We start from the raw sequence: 21,237 nt of genomic DNA on the forward strand, positions 1-21,237 counted from the left end.
GCCCCTTTTATGCCCCCTGAACAGAAAAAAAGCCCTTCGGATAAAATCCGAGGGGCTTAAAACGTTGTTAAATCAACGACCGAACTTTTGAGTTTCAAGGTTCGGGATAAAATAGTTCACTGAACTATTTTATTTCTTAAGGTTGTAGAATGATTTCAATCCACGGTATTCAGCTACTTCACCAAGTTGATCTTCGATGCGAAGCAATTGGTTGTATTTAGCGATACGGTCAGTACGTGAAAGTGAACCAGTCTTGATTTGTCCTGCGTTAGTTGCAACTGCGATGTCAGCGATTGTTGAATCTTCAGTTTCACCTGAACGGTGTGATACAACGGCAGTGTAACCAGCTTCTTTAGCCATTTCGATAGCGTCGAATGTTTCAGTAAGAGTACCGATTTGGTTAACTTTGATAAGGATTGAGTTAGCAGCGCCTTCAGCGATACCTCTTTCAAGGTAAGCAGTGTTTGTTACGAAGAAGTCGTCACCAACCAATTGAACTTTACCACCAAGACGTTCAGTAAGAGCTTTCCATCCATCCCAGTCGTTTTCGTCCATACCATCTTCGATAGTGATGATTGGGTATTTGTTTACCAATTCTTCAAGGTAGTCGATTTGTTCTGCAGAAGTACGAACAGCAGCTCCTTCACCTTCGAATTTAGTGTAGTCGTATACTTTACGTTCTTTATCGTAGAATTCTGATGATGCACAGTCAAATCCAATAAATACGTCTTTACCTGGAACATAACCAGCAGCTTCGATAGCAGCAAGGATAGTTTCAACACCGTCTTCAGTTCCTTCGAAACGAGGAGCGAATCCACCTTCGTCACCTACGGCTGTTTCAAGACCACGAGATTTAAGGATTTTCTTAAGAGCGTGGAAGATTTCAGCACCCCAACGAAGAGCTTCTTTGAATGTTGGTGCACCAGCAGGTACGATCATGAATTCTTGGAAAGCGATTGGAGCATCTGAGTGAGAACCACCATTGATGATGTTCATCATTGGAGTTGGAAGAACTTTAGTGTTGAATCCACCAAGGTAGCTGTAAAGTGGGATTTCAAGGTAGTCAGCAGCAGCACGAGCTACAGCGATTGACACACCAAGGATTGCGTTAGCACCCAATTTACCTTTGTTAGGAGTTCCGTCAAGTGCGATCATAGCACGGTCGATAGCTTGTTGGTCACGTACATCGTAGCCGATGATTGCTTCAGCGATGATGTTGTTTACGTTGTCAACAGCTTTTTGTGTACCAAGACCACCGTAACGAGATTTGTCACCATCACGAAGTTCAACTGCTTCGTGTTCACCAGTAGAAGCTCCTGATGGAACCATACCACGTCCGAAAGCACCTGATTCAGTGTAAACTTCTACTTCAAGTGTTGGGTTACCGCGTGAGTCTAGGACTTCGCGAGCGTAAACATCAGTAATAATTGACATTTTTTACTCTCCTTATTGAGTTAAATTTTTTACACCTCTATGATACCTTAAAAAGACTCCTTTTTCAAGGAAAAACGTTATCTTTGTGCAAATTTTCCTTAAGTTTATAAAGTAATCGCTTTCTTTTATCTGTTTTCTCCTTTATTTTATGATATACTATTTTTATGACTGATCTATCTAAACAAATCCTAGAAAAGGCCAATGGTGGTCTTAAACTAAATCCTGATGAACAAAGACGTTTTCTCGGAACATTTGAAGAACGTGTCCTTGGCTACGCAGACCTTGAAACAGCTGATGATGATAAATTTAAAAATGGATTTTTAACAATTATAGAAACCTTTAAAAAAGAGACTCAACCTCTATTTGTCAAAATTTCTCCTCAGGTAGAGTTTGATAAACAAGTTTTTTATCTAAAACAATCCAAAGATGCTGACTGCCAAGCGACCATCGTTTCTGAAGATCATAACTCTTCTCCTTTTGGCCTAGTTATCCATAGCGATGCCCCTGTTCAAACAAGTGAAAAAGACCTCAGAAAGGCCTTTTCAGACTTATGGCAGGAAAAAGAGATGAAAAAAGCTCCTACTTCTCTTTGGAAAAAGTGGTTTGGTTAATTTTTCTTCAAAGCTAAAATTTGACCAATGTTTGCAGCTGTATCTTCTAAATAGATAGCGGCATTTTTTAGACTATCTTCCAGTGGTTCACTTTTTTCTAATATAGAAAAGGCTGCAACGATATTTTCAAATGGTAAGGGTGGTAAATCCTCTGACAGACTCCCACAAATAGCAATAACTGGAACACCATTTGGTGTTCTTTTTGCTACCCCGATTGGCGCCTTGCCTGAAAAACTTTGAGCATCCAATCTACCTTCACCAACGATAACTAGATCTGCATCTACAACCTGTTCATCAAAGTTTATCAAATCCAAACAAGTTTGGATACCAGATACGATCTCTGCTCCAGCAAAAGCACATAAGCCCGCTGCAATACCACCACCTGCTCCAGCACCATCCAATTTTAACATTTCAGGTGCAACTTTGTGGTAAAAGTTTTCAATAGCATCATCAACTTTTTGAAATTGAGCTGGATCTAATCCTTTTTGCTTTCCAAATGTATAGGTAGCACCGTGAGTTCCACAGAGTGGATTGGTAACATCTGCTAAGATTTTAATTCGCACATCAGAAGGAATAGATATAACTTTCTCCTTTGAGATATCAGTAATTTCAAACAAGTATTGACCCGTAGCTAGAAGTTCATCTCCATTTTTGTCATAGAACTGGTAACCAATTCCTGAAGCAATACCAATCCCACCATCGTTACTGGATGTCCCACCAACTCCGATATAGATTTCTTTCATTCCTTGCTCTATTAAATGCAGGATTAGTTGGCCAATCCCCTTTGTTTGAATCTTCAGGGGATTTCGTTTTTCAATGGGAATTTTAGCAAGACCTATCAAATCCGCAACTTCAAATAAAGCGAGAGTTTCTTTATAAACATAAGGCATTTGTACCTTATCACCAAATGGACCTGTTACCTGAGTTGTATGTTCTTCAAGACCTAAAGCACTTTTTATAGCGTCTACTGTTCCTTCTCCTCCATCTCCAACAGGTAAGAGCAAACATTCCGATTCAGGTAGAGCCTTTTGAAGGCCTCGTTTGATAGCTTTAGCTACTTCACTTGCAGGGAGACTCTCCTTAAAAGAGTCAGGTGCGATAACAATTTTCATACACTCTCCTTTCTAATCAAAATAAATCTATCAGCTTCAATACTCTTGAGAAGTCTCTTTCTTCAATTTGAAGGGGAATTTCCTCTTTCACGATTGCTTTGGCACAGAAGCCAATGCCGATTCCAGCTCTCTTCAACATTGCTAAATCATTAGCTCCATCTCCAATAGCAATGGTCCTCTCAATAGGAAGGTCTAATTCTTTGCCCCATCTTACTAGAGTTTCTTCCTTGACTTCCCTAGTAATGATCTCTCCTTCAAGTTTTCCTGTCAAAAATCCATCCTTTACTTCAAGACGATTTGCAGCAATAAGCCTAATACCAAGTTCGGTCGCCAGTCTTTCGACAATAGGTACAAAACCACCCGAAACTAGACCGACCTCAATATCATGTTTTTGAAGAATTTTAACGAACTCTTGGGCATTCTTGCTAAAATGAACCTGTGTATAAAGATGTTCAAATTTATCGACAGATAGTCCTTGTAATAAAGAAACACGTTTTCTCAGGCTTTCTTCAAAATCTAGTTCTCCCCTCATAGCTTGGGCAGTCAGTAGAGCTACTTCATTTTCACACTCTGCTTCTTTCCCCAACAAATCAATAATTTCCTCTTCTATTAGTGTCCCATCAACATCCAGTACACAGAGTCCTTTAATTTTTTTCATATAATTGCCTTACTTTCAGAATCTCAAAAAATCGTATGAAGGTATCATACGATTTTAACTATTTAGTTTGCTAAGCTATGATACAAATCAAGATATGACTTGCAGGCTGTATCCCAAGAGAAATCACATTCCATAGCTTGAACTTGCATGTTCTTCCAAACATCAGGATGGTTGTGATAAACATCCAGAGCTGTTTGCAAGGCCCAGTTGAGCCAGTATGGAGTTAGGTTATTAAAACTAAAGCCTGTACCTGTTCCATCAATTGGATTAAAGGCTTGAACAGTATCTCTAAGACCACCAACCTCATTTACCAAAGGAAGCGTACCATATCTCATGGCCATCATTTGTGAAAGGCCACACGGTTCAAAGCGACTTGGCATGAGGAAAATATCACATGCTGCATAGATTTCTTGTGCCAATTTCACATCGAAAGTGATATTGGCAGAAAGTTTTTCTGGGAATACTTGACTAAACCAAGAGAAGGCTTGTTCAAATCCTGGATCTCCAGTTCCCAAAACAACGATTTGAATATCCTCTTGAAGCATTCGATGCAAGCTCTCAACTACCACATCAAAACCTTTTTGACGAGTTAAGCGAGATACAATACCAATCATTGGTACATCAGAACGTACTGGAAGACCAACTTTTTCTTGAAGTTTTGCTTTATTTTGAGCCTTTCCTGACAGATCATTTTTATTAAAATGATAGTCAAGTAAAGCATCCGTCTCTGGGTTGTACAAATCTGTATCTATACCATTAACAATACCTGAAACCTTACCAGATTCCATACGAAGAATTTGATCAATACCGCAACCAAACTCTGTAGTCATGATCTCATAAGCATAACTCGGTGACACGGTTGATACACGATCTGCATAGAGAATACCTGCCTTCATCCAGTTAAGACAATCATTCCAACGAACTGTTCCATCAGCGTAGCGCTCAAATCCAACCCTGAACAAGTCCCAAAGCATGCTTTCAGAGAATTGACCTTGAAATTCCAAGTTATGAATGGTCAAAACAGTCTTGATTCCTTGGTAGGCTTGAATCCATCTGTATTTTTCTTTTAACAAGAACGGAATCATTGCTGTATGATAATCATGAGCATGTAGAACATCAGGGATAAATCCAATACGCTCCATAGCTTCAAGGGCTGCAAGTTGGAAGAAGGCAAAGCGTTCACCATCATCAAAATCTCCATACACATGTCCGCGGAAGAAATAATATTGATTGTCAATAAAGTAGAAAGTAACACCGTTTAAAACAGTTTTCTTAATTCCACAAAATTGTCTGCGCCAACCAACATAGACTTCGAATTGAAGGACATCTTCGATCTGATCACCAAACTTGGCTTCAACCATGTCATAGTAGGGTAAGATAACAGCAACTTCATGCCCAGCTTTTACTAATGATTTTGGAAGTGCTCCGATAACGTCTCCCAATCCACCAGTTTTTGAAAAGGGAGCGCCCTCTGCTGCTACAAATAAAATTTTCATGAAAGGACATCCTCTGTTACTTTTTCGCCTTTTTTGATGACAACAGGGTTTTCTGCTGTACCTCGAATGACAACTCCCTCAGCTATTTCAGCACCCTTATCAACGATTGCATACTCGACTTGTGCACCTTTACCAACGATAACGCGAGGGAAAATAAGAGACTCTTTAACCAAGCTATCTTTATTGATTCGAACATTACGCGAAATAACAGATTTATCCACTTCACCTTCAATGATACTACCTGAAGCAAATTGAGATGTGTTTACTTTAGAACCAGGTGCATAGTAGGTAGGTTCTTCGTTTTTAACTTTAGTATGAATTTTTTGATTTGGTGAGAACAAAGAGTAGAATTTATGCTGATCAAGCATATCTAGGTTCGCTTGGTAGTAGGTTTCTACTGAATGAATATTTGCTAGGTAACCAGTATATTCGTAGGCAAAAGCACCTTCTTTTGCTGCCAAATCACGAAGAACATAACGTAATTTTTCTGGATATTCTTTTTGAGCTTCTTCTTCTAAACGTTTAATCAACCATTGAGTGTCTACAACAAAGATATCTGTCGACATGTTGTAGTATTCTTGGTTTGATTTTTTATCAAAGAGTTTGTGAGAAAGCACGTGGTCAGTTTCATCGATACCAAGGATTGCATTTACTTCTGAAATGTCATTCTTAGGCAATTTCTTATAAACAACTGTAATTGGTGATTTTGTTGTATTATGCAAATGGAAAACTTGATTGAGATCGATATTCACCAAAACATCACAGTTCAAGGAAACTGTTTGGTCAGACCCAGAACGTTTTAAGTAAGTTAAGAGTTGTTGATAGTACTCTTTACCAACTGTACTGCTTTCTACACGAGTATTGTAGATTCCAAGATAGTAGTGGCTAAGAAGGGTATTCAAGCCCCACTCACGTCCTGAACGAATATGGTCAAAAACAGAGCTGATATTGTCTTGTTGGAAAATTCCGAAGATACTACGAACGCCTGCATTAGCTAAACTTGAAAGTGGGAAGTCAATCAAACGATACTTTCCTCCAAATGGCAAACTTGCCACTGGACGGTTACTTGTCAAGGTTGACATATCATGGAAACCAACGGTATTTCCTAAAATCGCTGAATATTTATCAATCTTCATCTGTTACTACCCCCACTACTTCGTTATATCCGACTACTTGTACTTCTTCTGTACCATCAATTTCCACGCCATCAGCAATGATTGCTCCTTCACCGATGATTGCACGTGTAATTTTAGCACCTCTACCGATAACTGCTCCACTCATGACGACAGAATCAACAACTTCTGCTCCCTTACGAACTTGAGCAGTTGTAGAAAGAATAGAGTGTTTCACTGTACCATTTACGTAACAGCCGTCCACTACAAGAGAGTCTTCTACTTGAGCGAATTCTCCAAGGAAGTTTGGTGGAGCGATAAGGTTACGAGAATAAATTTTCCATTGACGGTTACGGCTATCTAGAGCATTTTCTGGAGAGATGTATTCCATATTTGCTTCCCAGAGTGATTCGATAGTACCAACGTCCTTCCAGTATCCATTGAACTCATAAGCATAGACACTTTCACCAGTTTCAAGATAATTTGGAATAACGTTTTTACCAAAATCTGACATATCAATATTAGCCTTTTCAGCTGCAACTAGCATATTGCGAAGTCGTTTCCAATCAAAGATATAAATACCCATTGAGGCCTTAGTTGATTTTGGTTCAGCTGGTTTTTCTTCAAATTCGACAATACGATTATTAGCATCTGTATTCATGATACCAAAACGGCTAGCTTCTTTAAGTGGCACATCCAAGACAGCGACTGTCAAGCTGGCATTATTGTCCTTGTGTGATTGGAGCATATCATCGTAGTCCATCTTGTAGATATGGTCACCCGAAAGAATCAAAACATACTCAGGATTGATGCTGTCGATATAGTCGATGTTTTGGTAAATGGCATGACTTGTACCTTCAAACCAACGGTTCCCCTCACTTGCAGAGTAGGGTTGAAGGATAGAAACTCCGGTGTCAATACCATCTAGACCCCAACTAGAACCATTACCAATGTGGCTATTGAGAGCTAGTGGTTGATACTGTGTGATAACCCCAACATTATGGATACCAGAGTTGGCACAGTTTGAAAGAGCGAAGTCAATGATACGGTAGCGCCCACCAAATTGCACGGCAGGTTTAGCAATGCTTTGAGTGAGTTTACCGAGACGAGTTCCTTGCCCACCAGCAAGGATTAAAGCTAGCATTTCATTCTTCATTTTCTACTCCTTTTTGAGTTTTATTAGCGACTTTCTTAGTAGGTTTTATGCGACGTTTGATTTTCCAAATACTTGCTCCCATAGCTGGCAAGGTAAATGTCAAAGTCTGCTCATAATCCTTCCACAATCCTTCTTGAGTTTGAACAGTTTGGTTATGCTCTTTCCACACACCACCCCATTGTTCTAACTCTGTATTCCAAATTTCTTCATAAATACCTGCAACAGGAAGACCGATTGTGAAATCAGGTCGTTCAACCGGTGCCATATTGAAGATACAGACTAGCATCTCGCCTTTCTTGCCTTTTCGGATAAAGGAAAGAACACTCTGATCTCTGTTATCCGCATCAATAATTTCAATACCATCATAGCTTGTATCAATTTCCCAAAGACAACGGTGGTCTTTATAAAGCTGATTCAACTGTGATGTAAAGTACTTCATCTTGGCATTCATCGGATCTTCTAGGTTAGACCACTCTAATTGCTCTTCGGATTTCCACTCTAGGAATTGACCAAACTCACTACCCATGAAGAGTAATTTCTTACCAGGGTGACAAATTTGATAAGTGTAGAGGTTTCTCAAACCAGCGAACTGATTGTAACGATCACCCCACATCTTATGCATCATACTTTTCTTACCATGTACAACCTCATCATGTGAGAATGGTAGGAGATAATTTTCATTAAAGACATACATGAAGCTGAAAGTTACAAGATTAAAGTCATACTTGCGGTAAATTGGATCTTCTTCGTAGAAACGTAGGATATCATTCATCCACCCCATGTTCCACTTGTAGTCAAATCCAAGTCCACCCATTTCCTTCATGCCAGTAATCTTGGTACCTGAAGAAGACTCCTCTGCAATCATCATAACATCCGGATGAGCTAGCTTAATAACATCGTTCAAACGTTGTAGGAAATAATATCCCTCATAGTTGAGATTGCCACCGTCTTTATTTGGTGTCCATGGAGCATTGTCATAATCTAGATAGAGAATATTACTTACGGCATCAACACGAATACCATCTAGGTGATAGAAATCGATCCAAAACTTAATGCTAGAAATCAAGAAAGATTGGACTTCATTTTTTCCAAGGTCGAAGTTGAGTGCTCCCCAACCGTAGTTGTTAGCCTTATTATGATCTTGGTATTCAAAAGTCGGTGTGCCGTCGTAGTATGCCAAAGCATCATCATTGATTGTAAAGTGTCCAGGTACCCAGTCCACAATTACACCGATATTGTTGATGTGACATTCCTCAACGAAGTTTTGAAACTCTTCTGGACGACCATAGGCATGCTCTAAAGCGAAGTAGCCCATGAGCTGGTAGCCCCAACTCAAACCAAGTGGGTGAGACATCAAAGGCATAAACTCGATATGAGTATAGTTCATCTCAACAAGATAGGGGATGAGCTCTTCTTTGAGTTGAGCAAAGCTATAAGGTGTTCCATCAGGATTTCTCTTCCAAGATCCTGCATGCGCCTCATAGATATTGACTGGTCGTTCGAAAAATCCCCAACGTTTTCTGCGAGCTAACCAGAGACCGTCCTTCCATTTTTTCTCAGGAATTTCTGTTAAAACTGCCCCTGTTCCTGGACGAGCTTCATAGCGTACTGCCAAGGGATCAATCTTCATAAGCTGATGACCATTAGCACGAGTAATATGATATTTATAAATATGCCCCTCTTGAGCTAAAGTTGTAAAAACTTCCCAAACTCCAGATTCATTACGAACCATGGGGATTTGATTTTCAACCCAGTTAGTAAAATCACCAACTAGATGGACAGCCTGCGCATTTGGCGCCCAGACACGGAATGTATAACCATACTCACCGTCTCTTTCTTCACGATGCGCTCCTAAATAGTGTTGAAGATGGAAATTTTCACCACTGGTAAAAGTTCTTAAAGCCTCAAATTTATCCATTGAATCCCCCTTTTAATTGAAAGCGTTTTCTTGTTTTTTATTATACTACCTTTTAAGAGAAGTTTCAAGTAAATTACTATATTTTTAAAAATTATTTCGAAAATCTGAAAATAATTCTCTGATGTGTCCTGGGAAAATCATTTTAATTTTCTGATTTATCTTCGCCTCTTTTCATTTTCTTACATTTTTATATAATAGTAACAAAATATTCGGATTTAAGCAATTTTTAGCCTTATATTTTTGAAAAATATATTGAAAATCCGTAAATATTGAGTTTATAACATTTAATTTAGATTGCAACTATTCAGAAACAAGGAATTTCTCCCAAAAAATAGAGCATATCTTCCAATCTGCTCTTTCTTTATTTACTATTCTTTACGATTTATCTGCACTTCCATGAAAAATGAATTTCTCGGGATATTTTTTGATAAAACTTAGTTCATTCTCATTTCCATCATAATCATAGATAAAATCATCTGCTTCATCCAATTTCTCATAAAAAGCATCACCATACTCTTCTTCCATCTGTGCTAGCATCTCCGATCTCTCTTCTCTAACAAAGGAGATAGCTCCACCAAAGTATGCAAGAAGATTTTTGAAATTAGCAGCATGCTCCTTCATTCCAAACAGTTCGAAGCCCTTTAAAGTATCTTCCCAGACAATCCCTGTAGAATTATCGAAAAATTGATAGTGGCCTCCATTGTTTACTTCGATAAAATACCAGATAATCGCTAGAAGGTATCTTTGTTCTGAAGTAAAGATTTTTGCAGAATCGAGATAGTCTTCATAGGTGTTATAGATGTTAACAGTTTCGTATACTGGTTTAATAATATCCCATGAGTCTTTTGCCTTTTGAACGTCTTCTACCGTAATATTCTTGTATAATTTCTTATTCTGCGCAATTGTCATTTCTTGATTAGTTTCATTAACATCTTCAAAATAGTATTTTTCTAGCAAGGGATAATCTGCTGGATTAGCTTCAAGAACTTCCTTTAGAGAACCTACTTTAACCAACTCAATACACCATTCAATGACTGGATTTGTTGAGGAATCAGCATTTTTGATAGCATTTTCTAATAAGGCTAGAGCCTGATTAGCTTCAGTTTCAAAGTCATTGTTCGGGTCACTAGATAAACGCCAATGGGTAAAACCATTTCGATAATACCAAATAGCATCCCTATCTTCTTCATAAACCATCTCTAAAACTGTTTTTGCCTCTTCGAATTGACTCCAATTATTACAAACTTTGGCTAGTTCACTAAGTACTTGGCCACTTAAATTTTCTAACCCAAGCTCTGAGAGGATTTCCTTTATCTTTTCGAATTGGTAGGTATGCTTAATGTCTTTGAGACATTGAAGTTTCTCCTCTTCATTTAAGGTGATGAATTTTTCCAGAGTAATTGTATTGATATCCATAGGTATCTCCCACTAAAAGTAATGAACTTTTCTAATTTTAATTCAATTAGTAATGAAACTTCTGTTTTTTTTCTATCTGTCTACGACTTGAAAATGAACTACTATTTCTGAAAATTTTAGTTTTACTTAGGACTTCAACGGAGACTGTCTAGAATTATAGGCCGGGATCAAAAATCCCGACCTCGTATTTTTAGTAGAAATGAGCCGTTGAAACATTTTTGTTCATTCATTGGACTCTACAAAATAGCTTTGCCCTACATTTCATTGACTCCGTCTTCAATTTAAGACTTACGATAAAACATTCAAGACTGCCACACTGACGTCGTCAATAACATTTTCTTGATTAGAACGGCTATTAGTTACCAACATTTCAAGGTTCCCTGCATTTTCATAGTAATATGAAGCCCCTTTGGCATTGAAAACAACCAAGAAATGCTCTTCAATTCCCTGAATCTCGTAAACAATCCAACCACTATTTTCAATAGCTGTGTGAACAAAGACATGACGGTAGACTTCTTCATAGGTAGGGTATGAAAAGGCACTAGTTTGTGTTTTAAGACGGATAATCTGACGGACAAACTCGATGCTATCTTGACGCTCATTGATCAAATCCCAGTTGACTTGGTTGACACTATCAGGAGCATTGTAACTGTTCATTGCTCGCTCACGATCTGCGTGAGTCAACTCTCCATTTTCGCCTGTAGCTACGAGTTTAGTACGGCCAAACTCTTGCCCCAGTTCCATGAAGGCCATCCCTTGCATGAGGAGGTTCATAGCCGTTGCTGTTTCTACTTTCTTCATGATGCGTTTATCACTCTCCGATGGATGAAGGGTTCTAAGTAAATCATGCAAATTGTAGTTATCGTGGGCTTCTACATAGTTAAGAACCTGATTGGGGCTGAGATAAGAACCGAGCTCACGACTTCCAAGAATAGCCTTTGCGAGGATCGGCTCAGTACCTGCTCCACTGACGAAGCCAGATTTGATAGAGCCATAGACTTCACAACCTTTGATCGCATCACGTTGATTATCATTAAAGAATCCAATGTTTGGCAACTGGTAGGCATTGTCTTTCTTAGCCTTGTCATAAGGAGCAAGACCTGTTCCCATATCCCAACCTTCTCCATACAGGATGATTTTCGGATCGACTTCGTCCATAGCCCAACGAATCATCTGCATGGTTTTGACGTCATGAATTCCCATTAAATCAAAGCGGAAACCGTCAATATTGTATTCTTTTACCCAGTAGAGAAGAGAATCAATCATATATTTACGGAACATTTCATGCTCACTGGCAGTTTCGTTACCGACTCCTGTTCCATTTTGGTAGGTCCCATCATGGTTCATTCGATAGTAATAATCAGGAACCGTTGTTTGGAATGGTGCATCAACAGTTGAGTAGGTATGATTGTAAACAACGTCCATAATAACACCGATACCAGCATCGTGATAAGCTTGGACCATGGCTTTCAAATCACGGATAGCTTGACCTGGATCATTTGGATTTGTAGACATGCTAATTTCTGGAGCATTGTAGTTTTGTGGATCATATCCCCAGTTATAAGTTACATTTCCATCAGCATCGTATTCTTTATGACGGTCAGCAATTGGTTGCAACTGAACATAGTTGACACCAAGTTCTTTGATGTAATCAAACGCAGTCGATTGACCATATTGGTTAACTGTTCCAGTTTGCGCTGCACCTAAGAAGGTTCCTCTTAATTCTGGCGCAACACCAGATGTTTCAGACTTAGTCAAATCACGGATATGCATTTCATACACAACTGCCTGGCAAGGATTTTCCAAACGCCAAGTTGCTTCTGTACCATGCTTAACCTCAAAACCTTCGACCTGACGATCTTGGTTTGAGACAATGGCTGAACGTTTTCCATCAGGACTTGTCGCTATTGTATATGGATCACGAGTTAATGACTGGTGATGAGGAAAGTCAATTTGGTAGTGGTAAGCACAACCTGCTAAGCTTTCTGGAACTGATAAACTCCAAACACCAATTGTATTATACTTGTGACTATAGGAGTAACTATTTCCTCGCTCCATTTCAAAGGTTTTAAGGATAGGTGCGTCGTTACTTGCAGATTCATAGACTACTACTTGGACAGATGTAGCTGTTGGTGCCCATAGGCTAAATCTTGTTTCAGTTTCAGAAACTTGACATCCCAACTCTCCTTGATAACCCCAGTGGTGGTCAAAACTAGCGCTATTGATTGCCTTGTCGAAGGCAAAAGGATTTTGGTCTTTATAATGAGTACTTGCAATAGCTGGATTTTCAGAATAATAAACTGTATCATCTCCATCCAAAATCCAAACCTCTGTCAAAAGTGGATAATAATTGAAGCGAATAGGATATTCTTTGCTGACACCATCTTTTTCAACAGTAAAAGTCATGGTCTCAAGAGCTACTTCACTCGATTGAGTCAGTGAGAATTTTGCTCCAAAATATTCTTCTTCTTTGATAAGTTCTGCTGAATCTAGAGGCTTTTTGCTGAAACTGCAAGCCTCGTAAGCTTCATCTTTACGATGATAATGAATAAGTACAGGATAATTGTACATGTTTCTCCCTAATTTCTAAATAAATTTGATTTTATATGTGACTAATAATTTATTGATTAAGTGCCTCACGATTCACAAAAAATTCAATGTGATTATGGCACACTTCCAAATCTACTGGTGTGTCGCCACCGTATTCTCCATCAAGATTGAGCATAAAAGGCTCTTCATGATCCAAAGTTTCAATTCGGAGTTTACTCGTTTTAAGGTATTCAACATTGATATCTGAAACGTGTTGGCCTCCGTTCATGGCCTGAACTAGCAGACTCAACATATCTAGTATTTTATCCGTCTTTACTAGAATAAGCGTGAAATTGCCATCATCCAGTTTGGTATCAGGTGCAAATTGCTCAAATCCACCAATAGAATTGGTCAAGGCAACAAAGACAAGAGAAACTTCTCCTGTAAAAATTCCCCAATCATGGTAAATACGAACAGGACGGGCTTTGGATTTTGGAAACATCTCGAAGCCTTTAGCAACGTAAGCCAGATAACCTAAACGCGTCTTTAGTTCACTCGGAACGCTAAAAGTTAACTCCGTAAGAGTTCCTGCCGCAGCAATATTGATGAAATACTTATCACCATAAGCACGACCAATATCAATTTGCTTGGTTTCATTTTTAGCAATGATTTTCGCTGCAGCAACTGGATCTCCCATAGGTATTTTCAATGCTCTTGCATAGTCATTGGTAGTTCCAGTAGGAATGATGGCTATCTTTGGACGATGTTCCAGAGGTGCAATTCCATTAACCACTTCATTGATAGTACCATCGCCACCAGCTACCAAAACCAAATCAAATCCAGCTTTTGCAGCTCTTTCTGCTTCTTTCTGGGCTGATAAGTGTTCAGTTTTGGTCTGAAAAGCACTTGTTTCATAGCCTATGCTCTCTAACACTTCTAGAACTTCTGCGATATTTTGCTTGATAATTTCCTGGCCTGAGGTCGGATTATAAATGAGACGTGCGCGTTTTTTTACTTCTTTCATAGCTTACAAACTCTCAAGCCAAGCTTCATCACGAATCTCTATTCCCAGTTCTTGTGCTTTTTGGAGCTTGCTTCCTGCATCTGCTCCTGCTACAACAAGGTCTGTTTTTTTCGACACACTACCAGTAACCTTGGCTCCTAGACTTTCTAATTTATTTTTAGCTTCTGAGCGATTCAAACGCTCTAGCTTTCCTGTCAATACGACAGTTAAACCAGACAAGGCTGCATTTGCTGCAACTGTCTGTCCTTTGTAGTCTAGATTAACACCTGATTCTTTCAATTCCCTTAAAAGGATTTCAGAACCCTCTGTAGCAAAATAGGTCTGTAGGCTTTGAGCAATGACACTCCCCAAACTTTCAATATTTGCAATTTCTTCAGGATTGGCTTGTGCTAGCGATTCGATTGAGTGGAAGTTTTGTAAAAGCAACTGACTTGCCTTACTTCCTACATGACGAATCCCCAAACCAAACAAGAGTTTTTCAGCAGAATTTTCTTTGGATGCTTGAATAGCCTGGTAGAGCTTGTGAGCAGATTTTTCCTTGATACCATCTAGCAAGAGCAAATCTTCCACAGTCAAGCGATAAATATCTGCAACATCCTTAACCAAATTAGCAGCAAATAATTTCTCCACGATTGATGGACCAAGGCCAGAGATATTCATGGCGTCACGAGATGCAAAGTGAATCAACCCTTCCTTGATTTGAGCTGGACAACGTGGGTTTATACAACGAAGAGCCACCTCATCTTCAAAGTGTAACAGCTTACTCTCACAACTTGGACAGTTTGTTGGGATATCTAGTTTTTCCTCCGATACACGTTTAGACTCCACCACTCGTAGAACGGCTGGTATGATATCACCCGCTTTGTAGACAATGACTGTGTCATCCTTACGGATATCCTTTTCAGCGATATAGTCGACATTATGAAGAGTTGCACGACTTACAGTTGTACCTGCAAGTTGCACTGGAGTAAGGTTAGCAGTCGGAGTTACAACACCAGTTCTTCCTACTGTCCAGTCAACAGAAAGCAATTTTGCTTCTTTTTCTTCTGCAGGGAACTTATAAGCGACTGCCCATTTGGGTGCTTTGACTGTAAATCCTAGTTGCTCCTGACCAGCTAGGTCGTTGACCTTAATCACGACACCGTCGATATCATATGGCAATTGGTCTCTTTCTTGACCTACTTCTTGAATAAACGCCCAAATCTCATCCATACTATGAGCTAATAGACGTCTTTGATTAACTACAAAGCCTAATTGTTCTAAATGTTTCAAAACCTTCTCTTGACTATCCCGAGTTGAAGGACTAGCTTCCTGATAAAGGAAGGTTGCAAGATTACGTTTGGCTACTACTGCTGTATCTAACTGGCGAAGTGTTCCTGCAGCGGCATTTCTTGGATTGGCAAATTCTGGCTCCCCGTTTTCTTGACGAGATTGATTGACCTGGTCAAAAGAAGCTCTCGGCATATAACATTCACCACGAACTGTTATATCTATTTTTTCAGATAATGATAAAGGAATGTCTTTCACTCGTTTAAGATTTTCAGTGATGTTTTCACCAATGGAGCCATCACCTCGAGTTGCTCCAGCAACAAAAATTCCCTGCTCATAAGTCAAGGAAATCGATAAACCATCAATCTTCAACTCACAAATATAAGTGACATCATCCAATTCTTTACGAACACGCACATCAAAGGAGTCGAGTTCTTCACGTGAAAAAGCATCCTGCAAACTATAAAGAGGATACTGATGACTATATTTCTCAAATCCATCAAGAATCTTTCCACCAACACGATGTGTCGGACTTTCTGGCAAGACTTGGTCAGGATGAGCTTTTTCTAACTCTACCAGTTCACGATAAAGACGGTCATACTCACTATCAGATACAGATGGATTATCACTTGTATAATACTCTGTCGCATAGTGATTGAGCAGTTCAACGAGCTCTTTCATTCTTTCATTCATAGAACCATTTTACCATAAAAAGGACTCTATAAACAATACTCAAGCTCTAAAAAAGAAAATGAGAAGGATATTTCTATCACTTCTCATTTATTTTTATTTTTTACGATTCAAAATAGCATTCAAGACGATGGCTACTGTACTTGCAATAACAATACCATTTGAAAAGAACATTTGTAATTCAGTCGGTAAAGTATTGAAGAGATTGCTTCCGTTCAATCCCACCCCAGCAGAAATAGAAACTGCTGCAATGAGGAAGTTGTGTTCATTGTGCTCAAAGTCTACACGCGCCAAGATTTGCATCCCTTGAAGAGATACAAAACCAAACATGACAAGCATTGCTCCACCAAGAACAGGGCTCGGAATAATCTGAGCCAAGGCACCAAACTTAGGCAAGAGACCAAGTAAGATAAGGAAACCAGCTGCATAGTAGATTGGCAAACGAGTACGAATACCTGAAAGTTTCACCAAACCAACGTTTTGTGAAAATCCTGTATATGGGAAGGTGTTGAAAAGTCCACCAAGCAGAACAGCGAGACCTTCTGCACGATAACCATTGCGAAGACGAGTGCTATCGATTGGATCTTTAGTAATATCAGAAAGGGCAAGATAAACACCAGTTGATTCTACCATAGATACAGTAGCGATAATACACATCATGACAATAGAAGAAATCTCAAATTGCGGAGCACCGAAGTAAAATGGAGTTGGGATATGAACGAGTGGAGCTTCTGCTACTGGTGAGAAATCAACCAAGCCCATTGTAGCAGCGATAATTGTACCTGCAATCAAACCAATCAAAATTGAAATAGATTTGATAAATCCTTTTGTAAAGATATTGACCAAAAGAATAATGAGGACTGTAATCATGGCCAAGGCTAAACTTTGTCCAGTTGGTTTTTCAACGTTATTTCCCATATTTCCGATGGCAACAGGAATCAAGGTCAAACCAATCGTCGTAATGACAGATCCAGTTACGATTGCAGGGAAAAGATTGGCAACCTTAGAGAAGATACCTGAAATCAGGATAACATAAATCCCTGAAGCAATCAAAGCTCCGAACATAGCACCGCTACCATGACTCTGACCGATCATGATAAGAGGAGCAACAGACTGGAAGGCTACCCCAAGAACAATAGGTAAACCAACACCAAAATGTTTATTGAGTTGCAATTGTAAGAGAGTTGCAACCCCACACATAAAGATATCTGTTGAAATAAGGTAGGTCAACTGTTGAGCTGAATACCCTAAAGCACTTGCAATCATGATTGGTACCAGGATTGAACCTGAGTACATGGCTAGCAAGTGTTGCAAACCAAGAACGGCTGCCTGTGAGTGGTTTTCCTGTTGTTTCATTAGATGTCTGCCTCCTTAAATATAACTTTTCCATTTTCAAAACGCTCTAATCGCGCGAGTGATACTACTTGATGACCTGATTTTTCTAGCAGTTCACGACCATCTTGGAAGGATTTTTCTATCACAATTCCGATAGCTTCAATTGTAGCACCAGCCTGTTCAATTATCTGAATCAAACCTTTAGCTGCTTGACCATTAGCCAAGAAATCATCAATAATTAATACTTTATCTTGAGGAGATAAGAACTTACCTGCAATAGATACGGTACTAGTTACTTGTTTAGTAAAAGAATAAACTTCAGCAGTCAAAATTCCTTCATTCATAGTAATATTTTTTGCCTTCTTAGCAAAAATCATGGGTACATCTAACTGTTCAGCCACATAAAGGGCTGGGGCAATTCCAGATGCCTCAATGGTTACGACTTTGGTAATACCAGCATTTTTAAAATGCTCTGCAAAAGTACGACCAACCTCGCGCATCAAGGAATAATCAACTTGGTGGGTTAAGAAGGAATCCACCTTAAGAATATTCTCACCAAGAACGTTTCCGTCCTTTAAAATTCGTTCTTCTAATAATTTCACAATAACCTCCGAAATAAAAAGAGACTTACCAAGTAAGCCTCTAGGAAATAAAGAAATAGATTTAACACCTATCCTTATATCTCTGCAGCTTACTCATTGTTAGGTATTTACGGTACCTTGTAGAAACGCCACGCCAATTCGCGACATAAATAAGTAATCATATTTTTAGTGAGCATCTCCATTCCAGATAGAGTTCTTCACAATGACATAGTCAACGTGACGAAGATCAGCAACCTTACGACCTCCAGCATAAGAAATCGAACTTTGCAAATCCTGTTCCATCTCAGTTAAGGTATCCTGTAAATGCCCTTTGGCAGGAAGAAGGATTTTTTTACCTTCGACATTCTTATAGGCACCTTTTTGGTATTCTGAAGCCGAACCATAGTATTCTTTGAATTGTTTACCATCAACTTCAACTGTTTTACCAGGACTTTCGATATGACCTGCAAATAGTGAACCAATCATAACCATACTTGCACCAAAGCGGATTGATTTGGCGATATCACCGTGTGTACGGATACCACCATCGGCAATAATCGGTTTACGCGCAGCTTTAGCACACCAACGAAGGGCTGCTAACTGCCAACCACCAGTACCAAAACCAGTTTTGACCTTAGTAATACATACCTTACCTGGACCGATCCCGACCTTAGTAGCGTCTGCTCCAGCATTTTCAAGTTCACGCACGGCTTCTGGAGTTCCAACGTTTCCAGCGATGACAAACGTATCTGGCAATTCTTTCTTGATGTGCTGAATCATTGAAATAACGCTATCAGCATGACCATGAGCAATATCAATGGTAATGTACTCTGGAGCATCTTCCTTTAATTGACTAACAAAGTCATACTCGTAGTCTTTAACACCTACTGAGATTGAAGCAATCAAGCCCTGATCGTGCATACGTTTGACAAAAGGAATGCGTCCCTCTTCATCAAAACGGTGCATGATGTAAAAATAGCCACCCTTGGCAAGCTGTTCAGCAACATCTTCATCCAAGATAGTCTGCATATTAGAAGGAACAACTGGCAACTTAAAGGTATGTTTCCCCAAGGTCACATGTGTGTCAGCTTCTGCTCGACTTTGAAGGACACACTTATTTGGGATTAGCTGAATATCTTCATAGTCAAAGATTGGAAATTCGTTTAACATATATCTCTCATTTCTCTTCTTTAGACTTTCCTAAAGTTAGGAATAGCCTCGTCTTTTCCAGACAATTACTCTAACAAGTTTACAATAATGTCCGTTTTTTGTCAATTATTATAACTGAAAACAAATAATGTTCGTGTTTGTAATTATTGATTTAGACAATAAGTAGACATTGAGATGTCTTATGTCTGAAATTGCAATGCCTTAATGATGCTTGCTATAAAACGTTTTTGAAGATAAATTTTTGAAGATAAAAAAGAAAAAGCCTAGTGTAGGGTGGGGTATTCCCTCATAACACTAGACTTCTTTTTTATCTTAATAATACTCGCCCTGACGATAGTCCCATGAGTTAAAAGTGTCTGACAGGTGCATCATAATCTTATCAATGTCAAGCCCTTTGCGGATTACAACTGGAGCTGGTGAAGTTGAGCGTGCTCCTCCTTGTTCTGGGATGAGTTTACCATCTTTATCGACCATAGACACCATCACACCTTGCTCGTAGCGAGTTTCAATCGTTTTGTCAGGCTGGATAGATGCGACATAGTCGTCTGCTTCGATGACAAGGTCCACTGCCCCTTCGATGCGTTCTCCGATACCTTCTACCTTACCACGGTTTCCTTTTCCAGATGGGTTAGCTGATGACGCATAAACCATCTTGCCTTCTTCCCAAAGTTTGGCAGCTAATTGTTCACCAGCTTTCCCAAATTTGATAACAAAACAGCTAGTACCACGTACGTCAGTCATGAGTTCTTCACGGCCATCACCGTATGCTTTTAGTTTTTCAAAAGCTTCTGGTTTCCAAGGAAGGATACAACCAAGAAGAATATCTTCGTTCCAATGTTTTTGGTAGAAGGTTTCAATTTCTGGGTTGAGTTGTGCTAAAGCACGAAGCTCGTCCATGCTACCGCAGAGAACAACACCTGGTTTGTTACGGTTACGCTCTTTGGCTTCAAACTTGCGTTCAAGACCTGCCTTATCACTAGTCATGATGATGTAACCAACTTTTGTAGGACAAACGATACATCCGCCCTCACCTTTTAAAATGTCATATCCTTCTTGTGAAAGTGTTCCGTTCCATTGAATGTGTTTTGTCATAGTTCTATTTCCTTTTCTATTTTTCTTCTAATCCTAATCCTGCCAATAGGCTGGGCGTTGTTTTTCATAAGCAGCAATCAAATCTTCATACTGCAAGGTAATACCGATATCATCCAAACCATTTAAGAGCTTGTGTTTCCACTCGCTATCGATTTCAAAAGTGAATTCTCCAATTGGTGAGATGATTTTTTGTTGTTCCAAGTCCACAGTTACCTGGTCACTTGGTTTTAGCTGGGCTAGTTTCTCTCTAACCTCTCTAGGCTGAACAATAGGCAACATGCCATTATTGAGTTCATTATTGTAATGAATATCTCCAAAAGAGCCAGCAATCACGACCTTAAAACCATAGTCTGCTAAGGCCCAAGCTGCATGTTCCCTCGAAGACCCTGCCCCAAAGTTATCCCCTGAAATGAGAATACTAGCTTTCCGATATTCAGGTCGGTTAAAGACAAAGTCTGGATCCTCAGTATACTTGTCATCCAGATAACGCCAAGCATACATGAGGTACTTACCAAAACCTTTTTTATCAATTAACTTGAGAAACTGCTTGGGTAGGATTTGGTCGGTGTCGATATTATCATTCATAAGAGGAACGGTCGTTCCCGTATAAACTGTAAATTTCTCCATATCCTCT

17 protein-coding genes and 1 riboswitch are annotated in these 21,237 nt (G+C 39.3%); of the genes, 1 reads left to right on the forward strand and 16 read right to left on the reverse strand.

All coding sequences use genetic code 11. The features are described from left to right. Positions 1–129: 129 nt before the first annotated feature. Positions 130–1,434, reverse strand: a complete 1,305-nt coding sequence (gene eno / locus ACESOD_RS01330) for a surface-displayed alpha-enolase (RefSeq protein WP_000022825.1) — start codon at positions 1,432–1,434, stop codon at positions 130–132. Positions 1,435–1,598: 164 nt separating this feature from the next. Between eno and ACESOD_RS01335 the strand changes: the two genes are divergently transcribed. Next, positions 1,599–2,045 (forward strand): DUF1694 domain-containing protein, encoded by a 447-nt coding sequence (locus ACESOD_RS01335; protein ID WP_248034364.1) that lies wholly within the window; start codon positions 1,599–1,601, stop codon positions 2,043–2,045. Here ACESOD_RS01335 and ACESOD_RS01340 read toward each other — a convergent pair. The 15 genes from ACESOD_RS01340 to leuD form a co-directional block, all read right to left on the reverse strand. Beyond that, positions 2,042–3,157 carry a glycerate kinase gene (locus ACESOD_RS01340; RefSeq protein WP_373093546.1) on the reverse strand — a complete coding sequence of 372 codons (1,116 nt, stop codon included), beginning with the start codon at positions 3,155–3,157 and terminating at the stop codon, positions 2,042–2,044. The genes ACESOD_RS01335 and ACESOD_RS01340 overlap by 4 nt on opposite strands. Before the next feature lie 16 nt (positions 3,158–3,173). Then, on the reverse strand, positions 3,174–3,815 hold the full coding sequence (gene serB, locus ACESOD_RS01345; RefSeq protein ID WP_373093547.1) for a phosphoserine phosphatase SerB: 642 nt from the start codon (positions 3,813–3,815) through the stop codon (positions 3,174–3,176). A gap of 62 nt (positions 3,816–3,877) precedes the next feature. Beyond that, a complete protein-coding gene (glgA, locus tag ACESOD_RS01350; RefSeq protein WP_373093549.1) occupies positions 3,878–5,311 on the reverse strand; it encodes a glycogen synthase GlgA in 1,434 nt (477 codons plus the stop codon). Continuing rightward, positions 5,308–6,447, reverse strand: coding sequence for a glucose-1-phosphate adenylyltransferase subunit GlgD (gene glgD / locus ACESOD_RS01355; protein WP_373093551.1), 1,140 nt, complete (start codon positions 6,445–6,447; stop codon positions 5,308–5,310). Before glgD ends, glgA begins: the two co-directional genes overlap by 4 nt. Next, entirely contained in the window at positions 6,437–7,579 is a 1,143-nt protein-coding gene (locus ACESOD_RS01360) for a glucose-1-phosphate adenylyltransferase (protein WP_373093553.1), read from the reverse strand. The genes glgD and ACESOD_RS01360 overlap by 11 nt, the downstream gene beginning before the upstream one ends. Continuing rightward, complete coding sequence (gene glgB / locus ACESOD_RS01365) at positions 7,569–9,497, reverse strand: 1,4-alpha-glucan branching protein GlgB (RefSeq protein ID WP_373093555.1); 1,929 nt, start codon at positions 9,495–9,497, stop codon at positions 7,569–7,571. The genes ACESOD_RS01360 and glgB overlap by 11 nt, the downstream gene beginning before the upstream one ends. A 375-nt stretch (positions 9,498–9,872) precedes the next feature. Continuing rightward, positions 9,873–10,913: a DMP19 family protein gene (locus tag ACESOD_RS01370; protein ID WP_373093557.1), complete on the reverse strand. Its 1,041-nt coding sequence runs from the start codon at positions 10,911–10,913 to the stop codon at positions 9,873–9,875. 288 nt (positions 10,914–11,201) lie between these two features. Beyond that, entirely contained in the window at positions 11,202–13,484 is a 2,283-nt protein-coding gene (pulA, locus tag ACESOD_RS01375; protein WP_373093558.1) for a type I pullulanase, read from the reverse strand. A gap of 49 nt (positions 13,485–13,533) precedes the next feature. Next, entirely contained in the window at positions 13,534–14,466 is a 933-nt protein-coding gene (locus ACESOD_RS01380) for a diacylglycerol kinase family lipid kinase (protein ID WP_373093559.1), read from the reverse strand. Positions 14,467–14,469: 3 nt separating this feature from the next. Then, positions 14,470–16,428, reverse strand: coding sequence for an NAD-dependent DNA ligase LigA (gene ligA / locus ACESOD_RS01385; protein WP_373093561.1), 1,959 nt, complete (start codon positions 16,426–16,428; stop codon positions 14,470–14,472). 93 nt (positions 16,429–16,521) lie between these two features. Continuing rightward, complete coding sequence (locus ACESOD_RS01390; RefSeq protein WP_000813114.1) at positions 16,522–17,781, reverse strand: nucleobase:cation symporter-2 family protein; 1,260 nt, start codon at positions 17,779–17,781, stop codon at positions 16,522–16,524. Beyond that, positions 17,781–18,362 (reverse strand): xanthine phosphoribosyltransferase, encoded by a 582-nt coding sequence (locus tag ACESOD_RS01395; protein WP_373093563.1) that lies wholly within the window; start codon positions 18,360–18,362, stop codon positions 17,781–17,783. The genes ACESOD_RS01390 and ACESOD_RS01395 overlap by 1 nt, the downstream gene beginning before the upstream one ends. Positions 18,363–18,438: 76 nt before the next feature. After that, positions 18,439–18,535: riboswitch (purine riboswitch) on the reverse strand. Beyond that, entirely contained in the window at positions 18,528–19,511 is a 984-nt protein-coding gene (guaC, locus tag ACESOD_RS01400) for a GMP reductase (RefSeq protein WP_373093565.1), read from the reverse strand. (Overlaps the previous riboswitch by 8 nt.) A 312-nt stretch (positions 19,512–19,823) precedes the next feature. Beyond that, on the reverse strand, positions 19,824–20,603 hold the full coding sequence (locus ACESOD_RS01405) for an L-threonylcarbamoyladenylate synthase (protein WP_373093567.1): 780 nt from the start codon (positions 20,601–20,603) through the stop codon (positions 19,824–19,826). Between the two features lie 33 nt (positions 20,604–20,636). Continuing rightward, entirely contained in the window at positions 20,637–21,230 is a 594-nt protein-coding gene (gene leuD, locus ACESOD_RS01410; protein WP_033681709.1) for a 3-isopropylmalate dehydratase small subunit, read from the reverse strand. Positions 21,231–21,237: the final 7 nt, after the last annotated feature.

The sequence above is a fragment of the Streptococcus oralis genome, assembly GCF_964238205.1.
GTDB lineage: Bacteria > Bacillota > Bacilli > Lactobacillales > Streptococcaceae > Streptococcus > Streptococcus oralis_CZ.